The organism is Streptomyces sp. NBC_01716 (assembly GCF_036248275.1).
Classification (GTDB): Bacteria; Actinomycetota; Actinomycetes; order Streptomycetales; family Streptomycetaceae; genus Streptomyces.
Genome location: NZ_CP109181.1, coordinates 939,651 through 959,568, shown reverse-complemented (window position 1 = coordinate 959,568; position 19,918 = coordinate 939,651). Strand labels below are relative to the sequence as shown.

At 70.0% G+C, this 19,918-nt stretch carries 17 protein-coding genes; 1 reads left to right on the top strand and 16 read right to left on the bottom strand.

The window, feature by feature from the left end; genetic code table 11:
- Window positions 1-5: 5 nt before the first annotated feature.
- The 8 genes from OIE74_RS04145 to rox all read right to left on the bottom strand — a co-directional run bounded on the left by OIE74_RS04145 (window position 6) and on the right by rox (window position 8,945).
- Window positions 6-1,643, bottom strand: coding sequence for a prenyltransferase/squalene oxidase repeat-containing protein (locus OIE74_RS04145; protein WP_329378512.1), 1,638 nt, complete (start codon window positions 1,641-1,643; stop codon window positions 6-8).
- Window positions 1,644-1,688: 45 nt separating this feature from the next.
- Complete coding sequence (locus OIE74_RS04140) at window positions 1,689-2,771, bottom strand: polyprenyl synthetase family protein (RefSeq protein ID WP_329378511.1); 1,083 nt, start codon at window positions 2,769-2,771, stop codon at window positions 1,689-1,691.
- Between the two features lie 146 nt (window positions 2,772-2,917).
- The gene (locus OIE74_RS04135) at window positions 2,918-4,225 is read right to left on the bottom strand and encodes a cytochrome P450 (protein ID WP_329378509.1); all 1,308 of its coding nucleotides are present in this window, start codon (window positions 4,223-4,225) and stop codon (window positions 2,918-2,920) included.
- Complete coding sequence (locus OIE74_RS04130; RefSeq protein ID WP_329378507.1) at window positions 4,222-4,803, bottom strand: GTP-binding protein; 582 nt, start codon at window positions 4,801-4,803, stop codon at window positions 4,222-4,224. Before OIE74_RS04130 ends, OIE74_RS04135 begins: the two co-directional genes overlap by 4 nt.
- Window positions 4,804-4,813: 10 nt before the next feature.
- On the bottom strand, window positions 4,814-5,191 hold the full coding sequence (locus OIE74_RS04125) for a DUF742 domain-containing protein (protein WP_329378505.1): 378 nt from the start codon (window positions 5,189-5,191) through the stop codon (window positions 4,814-4,816).
- A complete protein-coding gene (locus OIE74_RS04120) occupies window positions 5,188-5,601 on the bottom strand; it encodes a roadblock/LC7 domain-containing protein (RefSeq protein ID WP_329392158.1) in 414 nt (137 codons plus the stop codon). Before OIE74_RS04120 ends, OIE74_RS04125 begins: the two co-directional genes overlap by 4 nt.
- Window positions 5,602-5,603: 2 nt before the next feature.
- Complete coding sequence (locus tag OIE74_RS04115) at window positions 5,604-6,995, bottom strand: ATP-binding protein (protein ID WP_329378503.1); 1,392 nt, start codon at window positions 6,993-6,995, stop codon at window positions 5,604-5,606.
- Window positions 6,996-7,520: 525 nt separating this feature from the next.
- Window positions 7,521-8,945, bottom strand: a complete 1,425-nt coding sequence (rox, locus tag OIE74_RS04110) for a rifampin monooxygenase (protein WP_329378501.1) — start codon at window positions 8,943-8,945, stop codon at window positions 7,521-7,523.
- A 376-nt stretch (window positions 8,946-9,321) separates the two neighbouring features.
- On the opposite strand from rox, the gene OIE74_RS04105 reads away from it, so the two are divergent.
- Window positions 9,322-10,284, top strand: coding sequence for a zinc-dependent alcohol dehydrogenase family protein (locus tag OIE74_RS04105; protein ID WP_329378499.1), 963 nt, complete (start codon window positions 9,322-9,324; stop codon window positions 10,282-10,284).
- Window positions 10,285-10,391: 107 nt separating this feature from the next.
- Here the strand turns inward: OIE74_RS04105 and OIE74_RS04100 are convergent, their stop codons facing one another.
- The 8 genes from OIE74_RS04100 to OIE74_RS04065 all read right to left on the bottom strand — a co-directional run bounded on the left by OIE74_RS04100 (window position 10,392) and on the right by OIE74_RS04065 (window position 19,890).
- Complete coding sequence (locus tag OIE74_RS04100; RefSeq protein ID WP_329378497.1) at window positions 10,392-11,282, bottom strand: aldehyde dehydrogenase family protein; 891 nt, start codon at window positions 11,280-11,282, stop codon at window positions 10,392-10,394.
- A complete protein-coding gene (locus tag OIE74_RS04095) occupies window positions 11,275-12,735 on the bottom strand; it encodes an aldehyde dehydrogenase family protein (protein ID WP_329378495.1) in 1,461 nt (486 codons plus the stop codon). The genes OIE74_RS04100 and OIE74_RS04095 overlap by 8 nt, the downstream gene beginning before the upstream one ends.
- 16 nt (window positions 12,736-12,751) lie before the next feature.
- The gene (gene deoC, locus OIE74_RS04090) at window positions 12,752-13,651 is read right to left on the bottom strand and encodes a deoxyribose-phosphate aldolase (protein WP_329392157.1); all 900 of its coding nucleotides are present in this window, start codon (window positions 13,649-13,651) and stop codon (window positions 12,752-12,754) included.
- A gap of 85 nt (window positions 13,652-13,736) precedes the next feature.
- Window positions 13,737-14,756, bottom strand: coding sequence for an ABC transporter permease (locus OIE74_RS04085; RefSeq protein ID WP_329378493.1), 1,020 nt, complete (start codon window positions 14,754-14,756; stop codon window positions 13,737-13,739).
- Window positions 14,753-16,309: a sugar ABC transporter ATP-binding protein gene (locus tag OIE74_RS04080; RefSeq protein WP_329378491.1), complete on the bottom strand. Its 1,557-nt coding sequence runs from the start codon at window positions 16,307-16,309 to the stop codon at window positions 14,753-14,755. Before OIE74_RS04080 ends, OIE74_RS04085 begins: the two co-directional genes overlap by 4 nt.
- A gap of 26 nt (window positions 16,310-16,335) precedes the next feature.
- Entirely contained in the window at window positions 16,336-17,295 is a 960-nt protein-coding gene (locus tag OIE74_RS04075; RefSeq protein WP_329378489.1) for a sugar-binding transcriptional regulator, read from the bottom strand.
- A 25-nt stretch (window positions 17,296-17,320) separates the two neighbouring features.
- Window positions 17,321-18,832, bottom strand: coding sequence for an FGGY-family carbohydrate kinase (locus OIE74_RS04070; RefSeq protein WP_329378487.1), 1,512 nt, complete (start codon window positions 18,830-18,832; stop codon window positions 17,321-17,323).
- Window positions 18,829-19,890 carry a galactitol-1-phosphate 5-dehydrogenase gene (locus tag OIE74_RS04065; protein WP_329378485.1) on the bottom strand — a complete coding sequence of 354 codons (1,062 nt, stop codon included), beginning with the start codon at window positions 19,888-19,890 and terminating at the stop codon, window positions 18,829-18,831. The genes OIE74_RS04070 and OIE74_RS04065 overlap by 4 nt, the downstream gene beginning before the upstream one ends.
- Window positions 19,891-19,918: the final 28 nt, after the last annotated feature.

Sequence of the window (19,918 nt, the reverse complement as noted above, 5' to 3'; positions counted from 1 at the left end):
CTGCCCTACCTTTCCGCGTCGGTGGGTGTGGTCGTCTCCCGCTCGGACGGGCCGGGCCGGGTCCGCAGCAGCTCCCGCACGGCGAGGACTTCGGCTTCGATCATGGCGCCGGGGGCGTAGAGGGTTTTGTCATGCCAGAGCGCGGGGTGGTGGCCGTTGTTCGGCACGCCGTTCAGATAGGTCTCCGCGCGGTGCAGGGCGCGGGCATGCTGTGGCCGGTGCTCGGCGGCGGACAGCAGGATCTGTGCGGCGTACGCGGTCTCTTCCGCGGTACCGCCCCACACCCCCCAGGAGCCGTCGTCACGCTGGGTGTCGACGGTCCAGGCCACGGCTGTCCCGACGGCCGCGGCGGCGTGGTCCGCGCCGTACTGCCCGCCGTACTGCTTGAGCGCGGACACACACCGTGCGGTGGCGTAGTAGGGGGAAGCGTGCCATTTGTCGGGCCACGTTCCTTCGGGCCGCTGCCGGCCGACGAGCCAGTCGCGCAGCTTGTTCGTCCGGGGGCCGTAGGTCCGCTCCGTCCCGGGGTGCCGGCGCTGGTGGGCGCCGAGCGCCTGGAGGGCGTGGGCGTTCGCGGTGACGGACCCGGTGTCCTCGCCGATGTAGCAGTCGTAGTGGCTGCCGTTGTGGAACCGGTCGAGCGGCTCAGGACCGTGCGGCAGGCCGACCAGTGAGGACACCAGCACGGCCATGGCGGTGTCGTCGGCGTCCGTCATGAGCCCGGGTGCGCCGCGTACTCCCCGGGGATCGTAGATCTCGGCGGCCCATCTCCGCACGGTGGGCAGACTGGCCGCCGGCAGGCCGGCGCGAGCCAGCGCGGCGGCGACCCACAGGCGCTCGAAGACGAGGATCGGGGCCGCCTCGGGGAAGCTACCCGCGTAGCGCTGTGCCACGGATTCGAGGGCGGCGACGGTCCCCGCCGAGGGTGATGTCGGGGCCGTCGCGGCGCGGGCGGCGGTGGCGGCCGGTGAACTGCCCAGCAGATCGGGCCTGTCGGGTATGAGCGTCTGCGGGATGTACGCGGCTATGCCTTCGAACGTGTGGTGCAGTTTGACCGGGAGGCCGCCCGCCGAGGTGTACCGCTTCGCCGCGTACTCGGGCAGGGCTCGGTCGTAGCCGTGGGGCAGCGTGAGTTGGGGCCCGGGACGCCAACTGTCGGGGACCGGTGTCCTGTTGTGGACCGCTGACGTGTCGTCGGCGATGAGGGGGATCTGCTCGTTGATCCTCGCGACCAGGCTGGGGACGAGGATCTCGCCCGCGGCGGTGTCGGGCCAAGGTCCTGCCGGGGGCAGTGCGCGCAGCGCGGCGAGACCTCTGTCCACCGCCGTGGCGAGCCGCCGGGTCGTCTCCGCGGGCATGGCGGTGGTGCCTCGCAGGAGGACCGCCAGTGCGGCTTCCACGGCGCTGAGCGTCGGCAGCAGGCGGTAACGCTCCGGTCCTTCACCCCAACTGCCGTCGGGGGACTGCTCGTTCAGCAGATAGGCGATCCGGCCCGGTTCCCCGGGCAGCCAGGGGGCCGCCGAGATGACCCGGGCGGTCTCGTACAAGGAGGGGCGGACGCTGCCCCATCTGTCCTGGTCGACCTTGGCCACCAGGTGTGCGGCCTGTTGGGAGTAGGGCGCGTTCACGACCGTGTCGCTCATGGGCTGTTCCACCTCACGGTTGCGGTGACGGCATGGGGTGCGCGGTTATGTCTGCCGGTCCGTGGCGGCCAGCGCGATCTGGCGCAGCTGGGCGGAGGCCGCTTCCGGGAAGGGCGCCGCGTCCAGTGCGGCGAGGGCGGCGTCCCGGCGTTCGGTGATCATTTCTTCCACGGTCTGCCGGGCCCCGGTGGACTCCAGGATGGCTCGCACCTCGGCGGCCTGGTCCTCGTCGAGGTCACTCCGGCCGACGAGGTCGCGCAAGGTCTTGCGCTCGGTGGGTGAGGCTCGCTGGACGGCGAGGGCCATCAGTACGGTGGCCTTGCCCTCGCGCAGATCGTCCAGTATCGGTTTGCCGGTCTCGGCGGGATCGCCGAACACACCGAGCAGGTCGTCGCGCAGCTGAAACGCTTCTCCTAGTGGGATGCCGAACGCGGTGCAGGCGTCGAGCACCGCCGGGGCGGCTCCGGCCACCGCCGCCCCGATATGCAGGGGGCGTTCAACGGTGTACTTGGCGGTCTTGTAGCGGATGACGTGCAGCGCCGTTTCGAGGTCGCCGGTCAGCCGCCCGGTGGTCTGAAGGTCCAGGAGCTGCCCGTACACGATCTCGTTGCGCATGTCGGCCACCAGGGGCGTTACCTGGGCCAGCCTGATCGGGTCGAGGCCCGCCGTATGGAGGAGTTCGTCGGACCACACGAGTGCCAGATCGCCGAGGAGGACGGCGGCGCCGAGGCCGTGTGCCTCCGCACGGCCGCGGGGACCGCCGCTGTCGGTGTACGCGGCGGCCAGCGCCCGGTGCGCGGACGGCTGGCCGCGGCGTACATCGCTGTTGTCCATCACGTCGTCGTGCACCAGGGCGAACACCTGGAAGAGTTCAAGACTCGCGGCCGCGCGCAGGGCGGCCGTCATCTCGCCGTCGCCTCTGGCGGCCTGCCATCCGTAGACGCACAGTACGGATCGCAGTCCTTTCCCGCTGGTGAGGAACGTGCGCAGGGTGGTGGTCAGATAGAGCAGCTCGGTTCCTGGCGCGGTTTCGTCCTTGGCGTCGAGGAATCCGGTGAGTGCCGCACCCACCTTGTGCCGTACGGACGAGAAGCTCGGCGGACTGGTCCCGGGACGTGTGGTGGTCATGGTGGTTGATCCCCTTTCGGCCGAGAACCGTCTTGGCGGTTCCGTTCGGGCAGAGGACAGGGCCAGGACACTGCTCGTCCCGGGGTGTCACGGTGGTGCGGGTCCTTCGCGGACGGCACCACCGCGACACGGCACGGGAGGGCAGGCTAGGAAGATGCCACCGACGCGCGGTCGCCTGCGGCCGACGGCGACCCGCTGTCCGTCTTCGGACCGGCGGAACCGCGGCTCCAGGGGGTGATGCCTTCGGCGTCGGGGGTCAGGGGAGTGAAGGTGGCCGGAAGTGACGTGAGAGTCCGGTGGATGGGCCCGTCGCGATAGGTCAACTGATCCGCCGAGACGGCCAGTTCGATGTCCGGCAGATAGCTGGCGAGCCTTTCGATCGCGGCGGTGGCGATCAGCAGAGCGAGATCACGAGCCGGGCAGGCGTGCGGCCCGGCGGCGAACGCCAGGTGCGCCTTGGTGCCCGAGCGGTAGCCGTCGGCCGGGATCCCCGCGTGGGGGCAGGTGTTCGCTGCGGCGTACGAAACCATGACGGGGGAGCCGGCGGGGATGTGTGTGCCGTGGAAAGTGACGTCCTTCTTGGGGAAGTGGAAACTGTAGTTGGCCAGTGGGGAGTCGTGCCAGAGCGCGTCGTCGATGGCGTTCTGGACAGGCAGACTTCCGGTGGTGAGCGTGCCGAAGTACCTGTCGTCGCTCAGCATCCGGACGCACGTGTTCGCGATGAGGTTGGCTGTCGTCTCGTTCCCCGCACCCAGGACGATGATGATCTGGTTCATCACCTCTTCCGGGCTCAGCCCGTTGGGGTGGTCGATGAACCAGGAAGTCAGGTCGTCGCCGCGCTTTTCGGCCTTGGTCTGGATGAGAGTTCCCAGATAGGCGCCCAAGGCCTGGGCACCGGCCGCCTTCCGTTCCGGATCGGTGTCCATCATGGCGGCGAGAGCCCCCACCAACGGGGGCCCCTGTTCGTCCTCCATACCGAACAGGGCGTTGAAGATCATCAACGGCAACTGCTGTGCGTACTGGCTGACGAGGTCGACCTTGCCGGTGTCCGCGAACTCCTGGAGGAGCCTGTCGGCGTAACGGAATGTCAGAACCCGGACGTCGTTGGGGTCGAGGAGGGCGAAGCTGTCGGTGATCACCTTGCGCAGGTGCGCGTGCTCGTCGCCGTCGGCGAAGAAGAGGCTGGGCCGCCACTCCACGAGGGGCCTGATCGGACTGTTCTCCGGAACCTGGGACAGCCAACTGCGGGTGTCCTTGGTCCAGGTGGCCGTGTCCTGGAGAAGTTCGAGCGCCGCCCGGTAGTCGGTGACCAGATGGACGACGAGACCGGTGTCGATCTCCGCGACGCCCACCGGTCCCTGGAGACGGAGCAGTTCGTAGCTGTGCTGAGGATTCGCCGCGTGCGCGGGCCCGTGCAGGGGCACGGCTGTGGCGGCTGGTGGTGTGATACTCACGGGGCTCCGACTCCGGCCGAGGATATGGAATGGGCGGTCAGTGCGATGAGTGCGCCGAGAGTGCTGTCCATCTCGCGGGCATCACAGGTGACGAGTGGGGTGGCTGGGGCGAGGTCGAGCTTCTTGCGCACGATCTCCAGGTCGTAGTCCGGGGAGTCAGGGAAGGTATTGACTGCTACGGCGTACGGCAAACCGCGCTCCTCGATGAGATCCATCACCTCGAAGGATTCATCGAGGCGCCGGGTGTCGACCAGAACGAGTGCGCCAAGGGCCCCGAAGGCGATGCCCTCCCACAGAGGAAGGAAGCGGCGCTGCCCCGGAGTTCCGTACAGATACAGAACAACTCGGCCGCCCGGAAGGGTCAGTCGGCCGAAGTCGATGGCGACCGTGGTGGTCGTTTTGTCCCGCAGGCCGACGAAACTGAGATCGTCGGCGCCGGCCGCCGCGTCCGTCATGACTTCGTCGGTGTGGAGCGTGGGGATCTGTGAAAGCGTCTTGATCGCCGTCGTCTTGCCGACACCGAGAGGACCCGCGACCAGGATCTTGGCTCTCTGGTGGTCCCCTTCGGGGAGGTACACGGGACGCGGGCTAGGCGACACGGAGTGACTGGAGTCCACTCAGCACCTCTTCCATGAGTTGCATCGACGGCCGACCGGCGCGCGAGGGGGCGAGAGCATCGGGCACCGGCACGCTTGCCCTTAACACGCCGTCACTGACGAGTTGTTCGGCGAGCATCAGGCCGACACTGGCCGGCAGTCCGAGATAGGCGGCGATCTCAACGGCTGTGAGGGAACCGTCCGTCACCAGCTCGACGACTCGGCGGTGCACCGGCGTGTGATAGGCGGCGAGCGGCAGGCCGCTGGCGCGCAGGGCCGTGAGCGTATCGAGGGTGGTGGGCAACGGGGCGCCGCCGGCTCCGGTCGCCAGATACGCCGGAAGCAGGCGCCGCTGATGACCGCGGCTCATGACGCGCTGTCATGGCTACGGGCGGAGACAGACATGTGCTGCTCCCCGAGCTTCTTCGCCTGGCGCGCCATCATGTGGACGACCACGCCCATATGCATCGAATCGTCACCCGCGGCCGCGATCAGGGTGTTGGCGCCGGCCGGCATGACCATGTAGGTGCCCTCGGCGATCTTCACGGTGACGGTCTCGATGGGCGTGTCCGGCGCGGCCCCCAGCGCCGGGATGACGGCGGCGCGCGAGGCGGCGTGCAGGGCGGAGGTCATCGCGGCCACACCGTCCGCGTCGTCCACCGAAAGGTTCTCGGACCGGGCCTGGACCATCCCGTCGAGGGTCATGAGCAGGGCGTGGCGGACTCCAGGGATCTCGGTGATGGGGTCCAGGTACCAGGTCTCGTTCTCGCCGTTGGGCATGGTCACTGTGTTTCCTCCGAATCAGAATCGGTTCGGCCACCTTCGAGGCCGTCCTGGAACTCACTCCAGGCCTTGCGAGACCGCTCCGGGTCCGGGGCACGGTACGAGGGAACGGTGAGGCCGCCGGTGGTTGCCGCGGGACCGCGGCGGCGACGCTGCGGCAGACCGTCCGCACCGTCCGGCGCGGAGGCACGCGACTTCTCGTCGTCCGCCGGGGTTTCGGTCGCGGTGGCGGTTTCGGTCGCCGCGGAGGGCCGCCGCTCCGCCTTCGGCGCCACGGCCGCCTGAGGAGCCATCGCGGACGGCGGCTCGGCCTCCTCGTCGATCGAGGCCAGAAGGTTCGGGGGAATGGTCACCACAGCGCGTACACCGCCATAGGGAGACGGATTGTCGACGGAGACATGAAAGCCGTAGTCGGCGACGAGCCGGCCGATGGCGACGAAACCCTGAGACGGCGGGTCGCCCAGCTCGGTGAGCATGACGTCCTGACTGTCGGCCGATACCAGCCGTACACCCCGCGCGGCCGCTTCCGCGGTCATGCCCTTGCCCGCGTCGTCGACCGTGATGCTGACGTTGCCGTTTCCGGTCTGGATCAGGCTGACATCCACCGCGAGGTCGTCACGGGAGTGCTCCAGCGCGTTGGCCATCAGCTCCGCGCACGCCACGGCGACCGGCTCGGCGGCACGTCCGACGATCCCGACGTTGGAGGCTATTCGCGAGTTGATCTTTATCCGGTCGAAGCCGCGCAGCCGGGAAGAGGCGCCCGTGACGAGCTCGGCCACGTACGTGTCCTTGCGGACGTGCCCCGGCCACGCCCCGCACACGATGGCGGTCCGCTGGATGAGCCGCAGATTCTGTTCGTTGAGATGGTCGGCGGCCAACATGCGGTGCGTCAGCTGCCGCGACCCCGTGAACTCCCTCTGCAACGCGTCGAGTTCCGACTGCAGCCGGTACGACAACGCCTGCGAGTCCTGGCTCGCGCCGCGCAGGGCGGCCCTGGCGGCGGCGTCGACGCGACGGCGCTCGGTCAGGACGATCTCAGAAACCCTGGTCAGTACGGAGTCGAGGAGTTCCGCGTCCTCGGGCCCCGCCGTCTTCTCGTGGAGCAGCCCGGGGACCGGGTGGTGAGAGCTGATCAGGTTGAGTTTGAGGGCCGGAAGCCGGGCCGAGACGAGATGACTCACCTCGGCGCGGAACCGCTCCTCGCGGGCCTCCGCGTCATCCGTGCGGGATTCGGCGGAGCGCGTACGAGCCTCGGCGCTCTTCAGGGCTGCGTCCATTTCTCTGCACCGTCGCACCTGTTTGCGACGTGAGAGCGCCAGCAGCAGTGCGACGGCCGCCATGACGACCGTCACGGCGCCGAGCACAACGGCGGGTTCTGAGGGAGAGGTCACGGAAGAAGGGTCCTAGGGGTTCGAGGGGGGAATGGGCGGGGGAGCGACGCTGTCGGCGCTCCCGCCCGTGGGGTGGTCACGTCGGACAGTGCCGCAGGCGTGGCGTGTCAAGGCGCCGACGATTGGGGATGGTTGGAAGCATCGGAGTCGTGAGTCCGCTTGAACGAGGAGGGAGGCCCGCCGATCCATGGCGGCTCCACGGGAGACCATACGGAGGAGATCATCCATCCGGTGCACAGCAAGTCTCCCTTCTCCGCGCGTCACAGATGTCGCCCGCGACGCGCGATGCCCGGACCGGTCACGATTGCCCAGGTTCATGATCGAGACTCCACGGCGGACGGAGGACGACACAAGGGCGTCCGCCATCGCAGCCGTACCTCGGTGAGGGATCACGCCAAAGCTTTGCCAGCTTAAGGGAGTTGACCTCCAACTTTCAGCGCGAGTGGCCGGGCTGTAATGATCACGCGGGGATAAAACGGGCCAAGCGGGGAGCAACCGCCTGTCACGAGCCGATCACGTCCCGGATCAGTTGGCGGGCTTGCCGAACCAGCGGGAGAGGTGGTCGTCCAGGTCCCGCTGATCGTCGCCGATCCAGGCGACGTGGCCGTCGGGGCGTAGCAGGACGCACGGAACATCCAGCGCCGCGGTGGGGTCCGCGAGGTGATCGACCCGGTCCGACCAGCCGCCGACGGCCAGGCGTTCGGTGCGGTCGAGCAGCAGGCCGCGGCCGCGACGCAGCAGACCGTAGAGGTGGCCCTGTTCCACGTCGATGTCGCGCAGGCGGCGGCCGAGCAGGTCGGGTCCCTCACCGAAGTCGTAGCGGATACCGATCGCGGTGATCTTCTCGATGAGATGGCGGTTCACCTCGTCGAAGTCCATCAGTTCGGTGAGCAGCCTGCGCAGCGCCCGCGCGCCCGGTTCGGGGGAGTGCAGTTCCATCTGGGCGCGGGTGTTGTCCAGCACGTCATCGGCGACGGGACGGCGTTCGGCCTGATAGGTGTCCAGAAGTGTTTCCGGCGCCCAGCCGCGGATCTGCGCGGCCAGTTTCCAGCCGAGGTTGAACGCGTCCTGAACGCCGAGGTTGAGGCCCTGTCCGCCGGTGGGCGGATGGATGTGCGCCGCGTCGCCGGCCAGCAGCACCCGCCCGACCCGATAGCGTTCGGCCAGCCGGGTGGCATCCCCGAAGCGGGACAGCCAGCGCGGGGAGTGCACGCCGAAATCGGTTCCGGCGACGGTGCGCAGCTGTTGTTTGAAGTCATCGAGGGTGGGTGGTTCCGCGCGATCACTGACTCCTGCGGCGGGGACCACGACGCTGTATGCCCCTTCGCCGAAGGGCCTGAGCGAGAATCGCCTGTCGGTCCCGCCGATTTCGGTCACCTTGGCGGCGATCTCCGCCTGCGGCACAGCCACTTCCATCTCGCCCATCAGCGTCTCGGTCCGCGAGGGCTCACCGGGGAAGCCGACGCCGAGCAGTTTGCGCACCGAACTGCGCCCGCCGTCACAGCCGACGAGATAGCGCGAACGCAGCCGTTCGCCGTCGGCGAGCTCGACGGTCACCCCCTCGTCGTCCTGCACGAACCCGGCCACCGCACAACCGCGCCGTACCCGCGCACCCAGTTGGGTCGCGTGCTCTTCCAGCAGCCGCACGATGACCGGCTGCGGGATGCCCAGCAGATAGGCGTGCGCGGAATCCAGGCCCTGGGGCGCGGGTTTGCCGATGCCGGCGAAGAATCCGCCGGCCGGCCGCTGCCTTCCGTGTGCGCGAACGCGGTCCAGCAGTCCGCGCATTGCCATCAGTTCGAGACTGCGAATGTGCAGCCCGACGACACGGACGAACGACACGGGCTCGGTTTCCTTCTCCAGAACGAGTACCCGCACATCGTGCAGCCGCAGCTCGGCCGCCAGCATCGCGCCGGTGGGCCCGCATCCGGCGATTATCACGTCGAACATGAGGTGTTGCCTTTCGAGAGCACCTAGTAGTCGAGGCGCTCCCGGCGACACCTACGTCAATCGCCGGCCGTGACGGGAAGAAGGAGCACCCACGTCGATACTGCGTTCATGGGTCTCACCTCCTCGGGCGGTGTCGCGGTCCACCGCAGGCTACGAGCCGGGCGTCAACCGGTCCAATCCTTTTCGGACCTGGTCCGGCGGCTTCGGACCTGGTCCGGCGGCGGGGAGTGAGGCAAATTCCGCGGCATGCTCTTACTTCGGCTGAACGGACGGGGGCGTCCATTAGCGTCGGCCCGGGTCACATGCCGTGTGCGTGATGTGCAGCCGTAACAGGTACGCATGCGGGAGACATCGAGCGCCCTGGAGGTACGTACCCGTGAAGGCCGTAGAGATCCGGACCTTTGGAGATCCTGAAGGACTGGCCCTGGTTGATCTGCCGACACCCGTCCCCGCCGAAGGCGAGGTTCTGATCGCTGTTGAGGCGGTGGGGGTCGCCGGTGCGGACGTGCTGATCCGGAGCGGGGCCCTCGCCGCTTACGGGTTCAAGGAGGGGTTCGTCCCGGGCAGTGAGGTGGCAGGCAGGGTCACGGTCGCTGGAAAGGGGGTTGACCGGTCCTGGGTCGGGCGGTGGGTGTGGGCCTTCACCGGTACGGGAGGAGGTTATGTCGAGCAGGCGTGCGTACCGGTCGAGCAGGTGCTGCCGCTGCCCGAGGGACTGTCGCCGGTCGATTCGGTCACGATCGGCAGCTCCGGGGCCGTAGCCCACTTCGGCCTGGCGCACGCCCACTTCGCCCCGGGCGAGGCGGTGCTGGTACGCGGGGCGGCCGGCAGCATCGGTGTCATGGCGGTGCAACTGGCGGTCCGCGAGGGCGCGTCCGCGGTGGCGGTGACCACGTCGTCGGCCGAGCGCGGAGAACGCCTGCGCCAACTGGGCGCCACGCACGTGCTGGACCGCTCGGGCCGCGGTGGCCCCGACTCCCCGGCGGGCTACGACGTGGTCTTCGACGTGGTGGCCGGCGACGACCTGCCGTCGTTCTTCGACCTGCTCAATCCCAACGGGCGCATGGTCGCCGTCGGAGCCGTGGGAGGGCAGCCGCCCGCGGACTTCGGAACGACGCTGATGGCTCGGTTCCAGAAGTCGATGTCGTTCGCCACCTTCAGCGCGGCCACGGTCGGCACGGCGGATCTACGGGCCGTACGCGGCGAGCAGTTCGCCGCAGTGGTCCGCGGCGAACTCACCGCGGTCGTGCACGACGTGCTCTCGCTGGACCAATCCGTCCTGGCGCACCGGAAGATGGACGCAGGTGAAGTCTTCGGCCGGATCGTGCTCAGGCCCTGACCCGTCGCGATCGCCCGCCACCCTCCGCATCGACGACACCGGTGTCTGCGCCGTACGACTGCCGGCCGTGGACTCGTCGACGGCCGGCAATCGCATGCGGACACGCCCTACCGCCCCGCCGGCTGCCAGACGGTCTTCGTCTCCAGGAACGGTGTGATGCGGGTCAGTCCCGGCAGCGTGGTCCAGTCGGGGGACGGTTCCGGGCGCAGGACCCGGGTGAGGGTGGTCGCCGCCGCGGTTTCCAGTTCCGTGGCGAGTTCTCCCGCCCCGGCCAGGTCGAGCGCGTTGACGTCGGCGTGCGCCGCCAGTGGCGTGGCCAGTTCGGCCGTCCTGCCGGTGAGGATGTTGACCACCCCGCCCGGCAGATCGGAGGTGGCCAGCGCCTCGGCCAGGGTGACGGCGGGCAGCGGGGCGCGCTCACTCGCGATCACGACCGCGGTGTTCCCGGCCGCGATCACCGGTGCGACGACGGCGACCAGTCCGAGCAGCGGCGCGTCCTGCGGCGCGAGGACGGCGACGACACCGGTCGGCTCGGGAGCGGAATTGTTGTCGTACGGCCCGGAGACCGGGTTGCCGGTGCCCAGGACCTGGGCGATCTTGTCGGTCCAGCCCGCGTAGTACACCCAGCGGTCGATCGCCGCCGAGACGATGTCCCCCGCCTCGGCGCGGCCGACGCCCTGGGCGTCGACGGTGTCCTGGACGAAGTGGGCGCGGCGGCCCTCCATCATCTCGGCGATCCGGTAGAGGATCTGGCCCCGGTTGTAGGCGGACCGGGCGGCCCATGGACCGAACGCCCCCCGGGCCGCGACGACCGCGTCCCTGGCGTCCTTCCGTGAGGCCAGCGCGGCGTTGGCCAGGTGTTCGCCCCGGGCTGAGGTCACGCGGATACTCCTGCCCGACTCGGAGCGGGGAAAGGCGCCGCCCACATAGAGCTTGTAGGTCTTGTGCACCGGCAGCCGCGGGGCCGCCGCCTCGGGTGCGATGACGGATTCAGCCATTGAGGTACGCCTCCAGTCCGTGCCGTCCGCCCTCGCGCCCGTAACCGGACTCGCGGTAGCCGCCGAAGGGGCTGGCGGGATCGAATTTGTTGAAGGTGTTCGCCCAGATCACCCCGGCGCGCAGCCGGTTCGCCGTCCACAGCATCCGGCTGCCCTTCTCCGTCCAGACGCCGGCGGACAGTCCGTACGGGGTGTTGTTCGCCTTCTGGACGGCCTCCTCGGGGGTGCGGAACGTCAGCACGGACAGCACCGGTCCGAAGATCTCCTCGCGGGCGATCCGGTGCGCCTGGGTGACGCCGGTGAAGATGGTCGGGGCGAACCAGTAGCCCCTGGAGGGCAGTTGACAGTCCGGGGACCAGCCCTCACCGCCCTCCTCCCGGCCGGCCCGCGCGAGGTCCTGGATACGGGCGAGCTGGGCGGCGGAGTTGACGGCGCCGATGTCGGTGTTCTTGTCCAGCGGGTCACCGAGGCGCAGCCGGGCGACGCGTTCCTTGAGCCGGTGCAGGATCTCGTCAGCGACGGACTCCTGAACCAGCAGCCGGGAGCCCGCGCAGCAGACATGCCCCTGGTTGAAGAAGATCCCGGTGACGATGCCCTCGACGGCCTGGTCTACTGCGGCGTCCTCGTAGACGATGTTGGCGCCCTTGCCGCCGAGTTCGAGGGTGACCCGCTTGGAGGTCCCCGCGACGGTGCGGGCGATCTCCCTGCCAACGTCGGTGGAGCCGGTGAAGGCGACCTTGTCGGTGCCGGGGTGGGCGACGAGGGCACGGCCGGTGGCGCCCGCGCCCGTGACGACATTGACGACACCGGGCGGCAGGCCGGCCTGCTGACAGATCTCCGCGAAGACCAGGGCGGTCAGCGGTGTGGTCTCGGCGGGTTTGAGCACGACGGTGTTACCGGCCGCGAGCGCCGGGGCGATCTTCCACGCGAGCATCAGCAGCGGGAAGTTCCACGGAATGACCTGCGCGGCGACGCCGAGCGGCCGGGGCCGGGGCGCGCCGGGCACGGCGAAGGACAGTTTGTCGGCCCAGCCCGCGTAGTAGAAGAAGTGGGCGGCGGCCGTCGGGATGTCGAAGTCCCGGCTCTCCTTGATGGGTTTGCCGTTGTCGAGGGACTCCAGGACGGCGAGCTCACGGGCGCGGTCCTGGATGATCCTGCTGATCCGGTAGAGGTACTTGCCGCGTTCGGAGGGGCTGGTCCTGGACCAGACGCCCTCGAAGGCGCGGCGGGCCGCCGCCACCGCGCGGTCCACGTCCTCGTCGCTGGCCGTGGTCACTTCGGCGAGGACTTCCTCGTCGGCGGGGTTGACGGTGGCCAGGGTGTGGTCACCGGGTTCGGTGAACTCTCCGTCGATGAAGAGCCCGTACGCGGGCCGCAGGGAGACCACGGCCCTCGATTCGGGCGCGGGTGCGTAGTCGAACGTACCGAGCGTGCTGAGCTTGCTGTCGGACATGCGTGCCTGGTCCCTTTCAGTCCACGGAGTAGTAGTCGGGACCGGGGTATGTGCCGGTCGTCAGTTTCGCCCGCTGCATCAGCAGGTCGTTGAGCAGGCTGGAGGCACCGATACGGAACCAGCGGGGGTCGAGCCAGTCGGACCCCGCGGTTTCGGCGACCATCACGAGGTTGCGCAGCGCGTCCTTGGTGGTGCGGATGCCTCCGGCGGGTTTCACACCGACCTGACGGCCCGTCTCGGCGCGGAAGTCGCGTACCGCCTGGAGCATGACCAGGGTGACGGCCGGGGTGGCGGCGGGCGACACCTTGCCGGTGGACGTCTTGATGAAGTCGGCGCCGGCGCGCATGGCGAGCCACGAGGCCCGGCGTACGGCGTCGTAGCCGGGCAGTTCGCCGGTTTCGAGGATCACCTTCAGATGGGCCGGCTCGCCGTGCGGGCGGGCGCAGACCTCTTTGACGGCGACGATCTCGTCGTAGACCTTGCGGTAGTCACCGGCGAGGAAGGCACCCCGGTCGATCACCATGTCGATCTCGGTCGCCCCGTCGGCCACGGCGTGACGGGTGTCGAGGAGCCTGACCTCCAGCGGCGCCCGGCCCGCGGGGAAGGAGGTGGCCACCGAGGCGACGCCGACCGGGGTGTTACGCAGGGCCTGTACGGCGACGGGCACGAGGTCCGGATAGACGCAGACGGCGGCCACCGGGGGGACCGTACGGTCGGCGGGGTCGGGCAGCAGCGCCTTGGCGCACAGGGCCCGTACCTTGCCGGGGGTGTCGGAGCCTTCCAGCGTGGTCAGGTCGACCATGCGGATGGCCAGGTCGATGGCGTGCGCCTTGGCGGTGGTCTTGACCGAGCGGGTGGCCAGGTCGGCCACGCGGGCGTGGACACCGGCCTCGTCGACGCCGGGCAGTCCGTGCAGGAAGGCGCGGAGCTCGGCGTTGCTGGTCGCGGAGGAGGCCGCGGCGGAGGCCGCGAGTGAGGTCTGGGCGTGGACGGCGGCGGTGTCAGGCACGGGAGCCTCGCTTCTCTATGAGCATGTTGAGGACGAGCGCGACCACGAGGATCAGACCGGTGACGACCATCTGGAAGAACGAGCCCAGGCCCATCAGATTGCAGAGGTTGCGCAGCACCGACAGCAGCAGCACGGCGACGAAGGTGCCCATCACCCCGCCGCGCCCGCCGAAGAGATTGGTGCCGCCGAGTACGACCGCCGCGATGGCGTCCAGTTCGAGACCGCTGAACGCCGTCGGCTGGCCGATGGTGAGACGGGAGGTCAGCAGCACCCCCGCCAGGGCGGACAGCGTGCCGGAGATGGCGAAGACCGCGGTGATCACGCCTCGTACCGGCAGACCCGAGAGCCGGGCGGCTTCCTTGTTGCTGCCGACGGCGTAGACGTACTCGCCGAACGTGGTGCCGCGCAGGACCAGTCCGGCGACGACGGTGACCGCCACGAAGATGAGACCGACGATCGGTATGTGACCGACGAATCCGCCGCCCAGGAGCTGGAAGGAGTGCGGGATGTCGCCGCCGGCGGGCTCGCCGTCCGTCAGCAGATAGGTCAGTCCGCGGATGGCCGTCAGTCCGGCGAGGGTGGTCATGAACGCGGGCAGCGACAGATAGGCGGAGAGCCCGCCCATGATCGCGCCGAACAGGGCACCCGCGGCGAGGCTGGCGGCGATGGCCAGCACGAAGTTGATGTCCTTGTCGATCAGCAGGGCGACGGTCATCCCGCCGAAGGCGGCGACGCTGCCCACCGAGAGATCGATCCCGGCGGTGAGGATGACCATGGTCATCCCGATGGCGACGATGCCGGTCAGCGCCGACTGCTGAAGCAGGTTGGACATGTTGCGGGTGGTCAGGAACTCGGGGGCGAGCAGACTCGCGACCACGCACAGGGCCAGGAAGACGAGCACCAGATTGAACTTGACGACGAGGTCCAGGCCGCGCCGCCGGGTGGACGCGGTCCGCGGGTTCCGGTCGTCGGGGGCCTCTTTGGGGTCGGCCACCGTAGTGGATGTGCTCATGAGGGTGCTCCAGTCGGTGTGACTCCGGTAGGGGTGACTCCGGTGATGACGGTGTGCGCGATGGTGTTCTCGTCGGTCGTGCGCGGATCGAAGCAGGCCACGTTGCGGCCTTCGTGCAACACCCAGACACGGTCGGCGTTGGAGGTCAGTTCGCTCAGCTCACTGCTGGCCAGGAGCACCGCCACGCCCTGGTCGGCGAGGTGGCGCACCTGCCGGTAGAGGTCGGCCTTGGCCCCCACGTCCAGGCCGCGGGTGGGCTCGTCGAGCAGCAGGACACGTATCCCGCCCTTGGTGATCCATTTGGCGAGCACGACCTTCTGCTGATTGCCGCCGGACAGCTCGCCCACCAGTTGGTCGGGCGAGGAGCAGCGCACCCCGAGGCCGGTGAGGACCGGTGTGGCCAGCCTGCGGCCGACGCGGTGGGGCAGCAGCCAGGGCCGGCGGCCCAGCGCGGTGACAGCGGCGTTGCGGCCGACGGACAGACCCGGCATCAGCCCTTGTTCCTTGCGGCTCTCCGGCACCAGGGCGAGTCCGGCCCGTACCGCCGCGGCGGGGCTGCCCAGCCGTACGGCGGCGCCTTCCAGGGTGACGGAGACAGTGGCCGGCGCGTCCCCGAACAGCGCCTTGAGCAGGGTCGTACGGCCGGCGCCGCCCAGCCCCGCGAGTCCCACGATCTCGCCCGCCCGCACCTCGACGCCGGCGATGTCGATCAGCCCGGGGCTGTGCACGCGGTGGATCTCCAGCAGCGGCGGTGTCTGCGGCCGGGCCCGCTCGGTGGGGCGGACGAGTTCCCGGGCCTCGCCGATCATGTCGTCGACCAACTGGCCGACGGTGGTGGTGGCGAGGTCCCGGACGGCGACCGACCGGCCGTCGCGCATCACCGTGGCGCGGTCCCCGATCTCCATGACCTCGTCCAGGCGGTGCGAGATGTAGATGACGGAGCGGCCCTGAGCGGTGAGTGAGCGGATCACTTCGAACACCTTGCGCAGGTCGCTCTCGCCGAGGGTCGCGGACGGCTCGTCCATGACGATGAGGCGTGCGTCGGAGGTGAGTGCCTTGGCGACCGCGGTGAGCTGTTGTGCGGCGATGGGCAGATCGCGGACGAGGGTGTGGACGGAGAAGTCCCCGCCGACCCGGGCCACGGCGGCGCGGGCGCGCTCGGCGCGTTCTCTGCGACGGATGACCGGGCCCGTGGACGGCGCGTGGCCGAGGAGGAGATTCTGGGCGACGGTCAGATCGGGTACGAGGTCCAGTTCCTGGTAGATGACGGCGATCCCCGCGGCCAGGCCGGCCTGCGGGCTGGTGAGCACGGCGGGTTCACCGTCGAGGAGGATCTCGCCCTCGTCCGGCCGGTAGGAACCGGCCAGGATCTTCATCAGGGTGCTCTTGCCCGCGCCGTTCTCGCCGAGCAGGCAGTGCGTCTCACCCGGGCGCACGATCAGCTCGGCCCCGTCGTTGGCGAGGGTGCCGGGGAAGCGCTTGACGATGCCGCGCATCGTCAGGCGGGGTATCTCGGGGTCGGTTCCCCGGCGGTCGGATTCCTGAGGGCTCATGGCCCCTCCCTTCCTGCTGTGCGCACTCACAGCTCGTCGCTCGGCTGCGGGTTGAGCAGATGGGACGCGGTGTGGTGGTCGGTGACGAGGGTGTTGCACAGCCCGCTGGAGACCACGGCCGCGCACACCGCGTGTTTGGCGCTGCCGGAGACCACGGCCACCGACACGGCGCTGTGGCGCAGGTGTTCCAGCGGGAGACCGAGGGTGCGGTCGTCCAGCGACCGGTCGACGATGGCGCCCCGCGCGTCGATGAAGCGTCCCGCGACATCGCCGACGGCTCCGGCCTCGGCGAGCCCCCGCAGGTCGTCGGCGGTGAGATAGCCGGAGCTGACGAGTACCGAGTCGGCGCCTATGCCACCGGGGCTGAACAGGACGGTGTCAGCGGCGGCGGCCTGGGTGAGGACGTCGGCGACCGCGCTGTCCCCCTCCAGGAGCCGCCGGGTCGCCTCCTGTTCCACGATGGACGGAACGGGCAGGACGCTGAGTGTGCCCTGGGCCGAGTGCGCGATCCGGCTGGCCATGTCCTGCGCGGAGGTGGGGGTGCGGGAGCGGCTGAGCCCGCCGTTGATCTGTACGACGTGGACGTCCTTCGCCCAGCCTGAATGGAGGCTGGCCGCGAGCAGGTCCATCGTGCGGCCCCAGGACACGCCCAGCACCGAGGGCTTGAGCCTGGCGAGGTAGTCCGCCCCGGCCTCCGCCACCCGCGCGCGCAGTCCCTCCTCGTCGTCCGTACGGTCGGCCGTGACCACGACGGCGTCGCGCAGCCCGAAGACCTCCCGCAGCCGCTCCTCCAGTGCGCGCACCCGCGCTTTGGGGTGGACGACCTCGATCCGTACGATCCCCGCCTGACGGGCCTCGGCGAGGAGGCGGCCGACCTTCCAGCGGGTGAAGTGCAGTTCCTCCCCGATCTGCTCCTGAGTCCTGTTCTGCTCGTAGTACATGGAGGCGACCTGGTAGAGCAGGGCTTCGTCCTCGATGTTGGTCATCCGGCGCTCCTCGTCCGATGCCCGGTCAGCTGTGCCCGCGGTCCGGCGCGCTGAGCCGGTGGGCGATCGTGCGGGTGGCTTCGGTGGCGGCGCGGTAGTCCGCGTAGCCCTCTTCGAAGGTGTCGTGGTGGGCGGGGTCCGGTTCGACCAGCCGTACCTCGGGGGCGAAGCCCGCGGCCGCGTCGGTCAGCGAGGCCGCCTCGCCGGAGCCGACGGCGGCGGCGACCGCGCAGGCCCGCAGGGTCAGGTTGTCCTCGGCCACCAGGCGCAGCGGGCGGCCGAGGACATCGGCCGTGGTACGCAGCCAGAGCGGGTTGTGCCGGATTCCGCCGGAGACGAACACCTCGTCGACCGGGACACCCCCGTCGATGAAGGAGTCGAGGACCTGCCGGGTGCCGTAGGCGACCCCTTCGACCGCGGCCCGGTAGACCCCCTCGGGGCGGGTGCCGACGGTCAGCCCGAGCACCGCGCCGCGCAGCCGCGGGTCGCGCAGCGGGGTGCGGTTGCCCATGAAGTAGTCGAGGACCATGAGGCCGTGTTGACGGGGCGGCAGGGCCGAGGCTTCCTTGATCAGTCCGGCCAGTTCGGCGCGGGGCCGGCCCAGAAGCTGTTCACCGACCCAGGTCAGGACGGATCCCGAGGTGACCTGTCCGCCCTCGACCAGCCAGTGCCCGGCGTTGAGGGCGTCCGGATAGGGCCCCCAGACGGTGGGCGGGAACACCGGTTCGTCGATCTCGGTGACGAAGGCGGTCGATGTGCCGCAGACGACCGACACCCGGCCGGGCCTGGCGCCTCCCACGGCGAGGAGCGACAGATGGGCATCGATGCCCCCGGCGCAGACCACGGCCTTTCCGGTGATGCCGAGTTCCTCGCGGGCTTCCTGCCGGACCCCGGCGATGGGGCCGCCGACCGGGATGATCCGGTCGGGAAGCTTGTCCCGCAGATCGGGGACGCCGAACTCGGCGTAGAGGTCGTCGGGCAGTCCGGCGCCGTGCGGGTCGTAGTTCCACTTGCAGACGGCGTTCATCTGCGAGCCCGTCCACTCCCCGGTGAGGCGCCAGACGAGGTAGTCGACGGCTTCCGAGATGTGCCGGGCGGCGCGGTAGGTGTCCGGTTCGTTCCTGGCCAGCCACATGGCCTTGGGTACGAGGAACTCGACGGCGTCGGAACCGCCCGCGTACCGCAGGGCAGGGTGGCCGGACCGCGCGGTCAGCGCCGATTCGGCACTGGCGCGGCTGTCCATCCACAGCAGTGCGGGGCGCAGCGGCCGCCCTTCGCCGTCGAGTACGACGACGGTGGAGGCGGTGGTGGCGACCGCGACACCGGTCACCGGGGGCGAGCCGGCTTCGGCGAGCGCGGCCCTGGTGGCGGTCACCACCGCGCGCCACCAGCTCTCGGGGTCCTGCTCGGCCCACCCGGGGTGCGGGAAGGACGTGGGGTAGCCGCTCCTGCTCTGCCCCAGCACGGCGCCGCCCGCGCCGTACACGGCGACGCGGGCGCTCTCGGTGCCCAGGTCGATCGCGAGAAATGCCGTCATGGCCGGTCTCCGTTCGGCATGAAGAGAACCTTGGAGCTGAACACGGAGCGCTCGCCGAGGCTGTGCAGGGTGGACGAGACGTCGTCCAGGCCCAGCTCGTGAGTGATCATAAATTTCCAGCGGAGACTGCCGTCGCCCATGGCGCGCGCGGCGGTGCGCCATTCGTCGCCGGGGAAGGGCGCGGAGAAGGAGTTCCAGGCGCCGTGGAGGGTGACCTCGCGGCGCAGGAAGCTGCTGAAGGTGGACTTGGGCAGCACCACCGGGTCGTGCGGAATCCCGATGAAGACGGCCTGGCCGTGCCGGGCGGCGAGGGCGACGGCCTGGTCGGCGGTGGCCGGTACGCCGGCGGACTCGATGATCACGTCGTAGCCGGGGCCCGCCAGTTCGGTGGCCTGCTCGGGCGTGGTGGCGGTGTGGGTGGCGCCGGCCTCCAGGGCCATCGCCGCCTTCTGCTCGCTCACATCGATCGACAGCACCTCGCTCGCCCCGGCGAGCCGCGCCCACTGGACGGCGAACAGCCCGATCGGTCCCGCGCCGACAACGGCGACCCGGTGTCCGGTACGCAGCTTGGTGCGCCAGATGGCGTGCAGGGCGATGGCCGCGGGGTCGAGCATCGCGGCGGCGCGGGGGTCGAGGTCGGCGGGCAGGACCATGAGGTTGCCCTCCGGAACCGCGACGTACTCGGCGTAGGCACCGGCGCGCCTGCTGCCGAAGTAGTCGTAGTCCTCGCAGAGGCTGAAGTGGCCCTGGGAGCAGGGTGCGCAGCGGCGGCAGGGGACCAGCGGCGGTACGGCCACCAGGTCGCCCTCCTTGACCGTGCCGGCGGCGGCCAGCTCGGCGCCCAGCGCCACCACATGGCCGGAGAACTCGTGGCCGCAGATGAGCGGGAGGTGGTACGCGCCGCCGGGCCGCAGCATCCTCGGTATGTCGGAGCCGCAGACTCCGCAGGCGGCGACGCGGACGAGCGCCTCCCGGGGTGCCGGTTCCGGTACCGGCACCTCCTCGACGCGGATGTCGCCCGGGGCGTGCAGCAGGGCGGCTCGCATGGTCTGCGGCATGTTCGTGTCGCTTTCTCGTGTGGATCCT

What these genes read in the sequence shown, in the direction of transcription:
- OIE74_RS04145 (WP_329378512.1), bottom strand. Translation starts at nt 1,643, where the DNA reads ATGAGCGACACGGTCGTGAACGCGCCCTACTCCCAACAGGCCGCACAC.
- OIE74_RS04140 (WP_329378511.1), bottom strand. Translation starts at nt 2,771, where the DNA reads ATGACCACCACACGTCCCGGGACCAGTCCGCCGAGCTTCTCGTCCGTA.
- OIE74_RS04125 (WP_329378505.1), bottom strand. Translation starts at nt 5,191, where the DNA reads ATGAGCCGCGGTCATCAGCGGCGCCTGCTTCCGGCGTATCTGGCGACC.
- OIE74_RS04120 (WP_329392158.1), bottom strand. Translation starts at nt 5,601, where the DNA reads ATGCCCAACGGCGAGAACGAGACCTGGTACCTGGACCCCATCACCGAG.
- rox (WP_329378501.1), bottom strand. Translation starts at nt 8,945, where the DNA reads ATGTTCGACGTGATAATCGCCGGATGCGGGCCCACCGGCGCGATGCTG.
- OIE74_RS04100 (WP_329378497.1), bottom strand. Translation starts at nt 11,282, where the DNA reads ATGGCTGAATCCGTCATCGCACCCGAGGCGGCGGCCCCGCGGCTGCCG.
- OIE74_RS04095 (WP_329378495.1), bottom strand. Translation starts at nt 12,735, where the DNA reads ATGTCCGACAGCAAGCTCAGCACGCTCGGTACGTTCGACTACGCACCC.
- OIE74_RS04085 (WP_329378493.1), bottom strand. Translation starts at nt 14,756, where the DNA reads ATGAGCACATCCACTACGGTGGCCGACCCCAAAGAGGCCCCCGACGAC.
- OIE74_RS04080 (WP_329378491.1), bottom strand. Translation starts at nt 16,309, where the DNA reads ATGAGCCCTCAGGAATCCGACCGCCGGGGAACCGACCCCGAGATACCC.
- OIE74_RS04075 (WP_329378489.1), bottom strand. Translation starts at nt 17,295, where the DNA reads ATGACCAACATCGAGGACGAAGCCCTGCTCTACCAGGTCGCCTCCATG.
- OIE74_RS04070 (WP_329378487.1), bottom strand. Translation starts at nt 18,832, where the DNA reads ATGACGGCATTTCTCGCGATCGACCTGGGCACCGAGAGCGCCCGCGTC.
- OIE74_RS04065 (WP_329378485.1), bottom strand. Translation starts at nt 19,890, where the DNA reads ATGCCGCAGACCATGCGAGCCGCCCTGCTGCACGCCCCGGGCGACATC.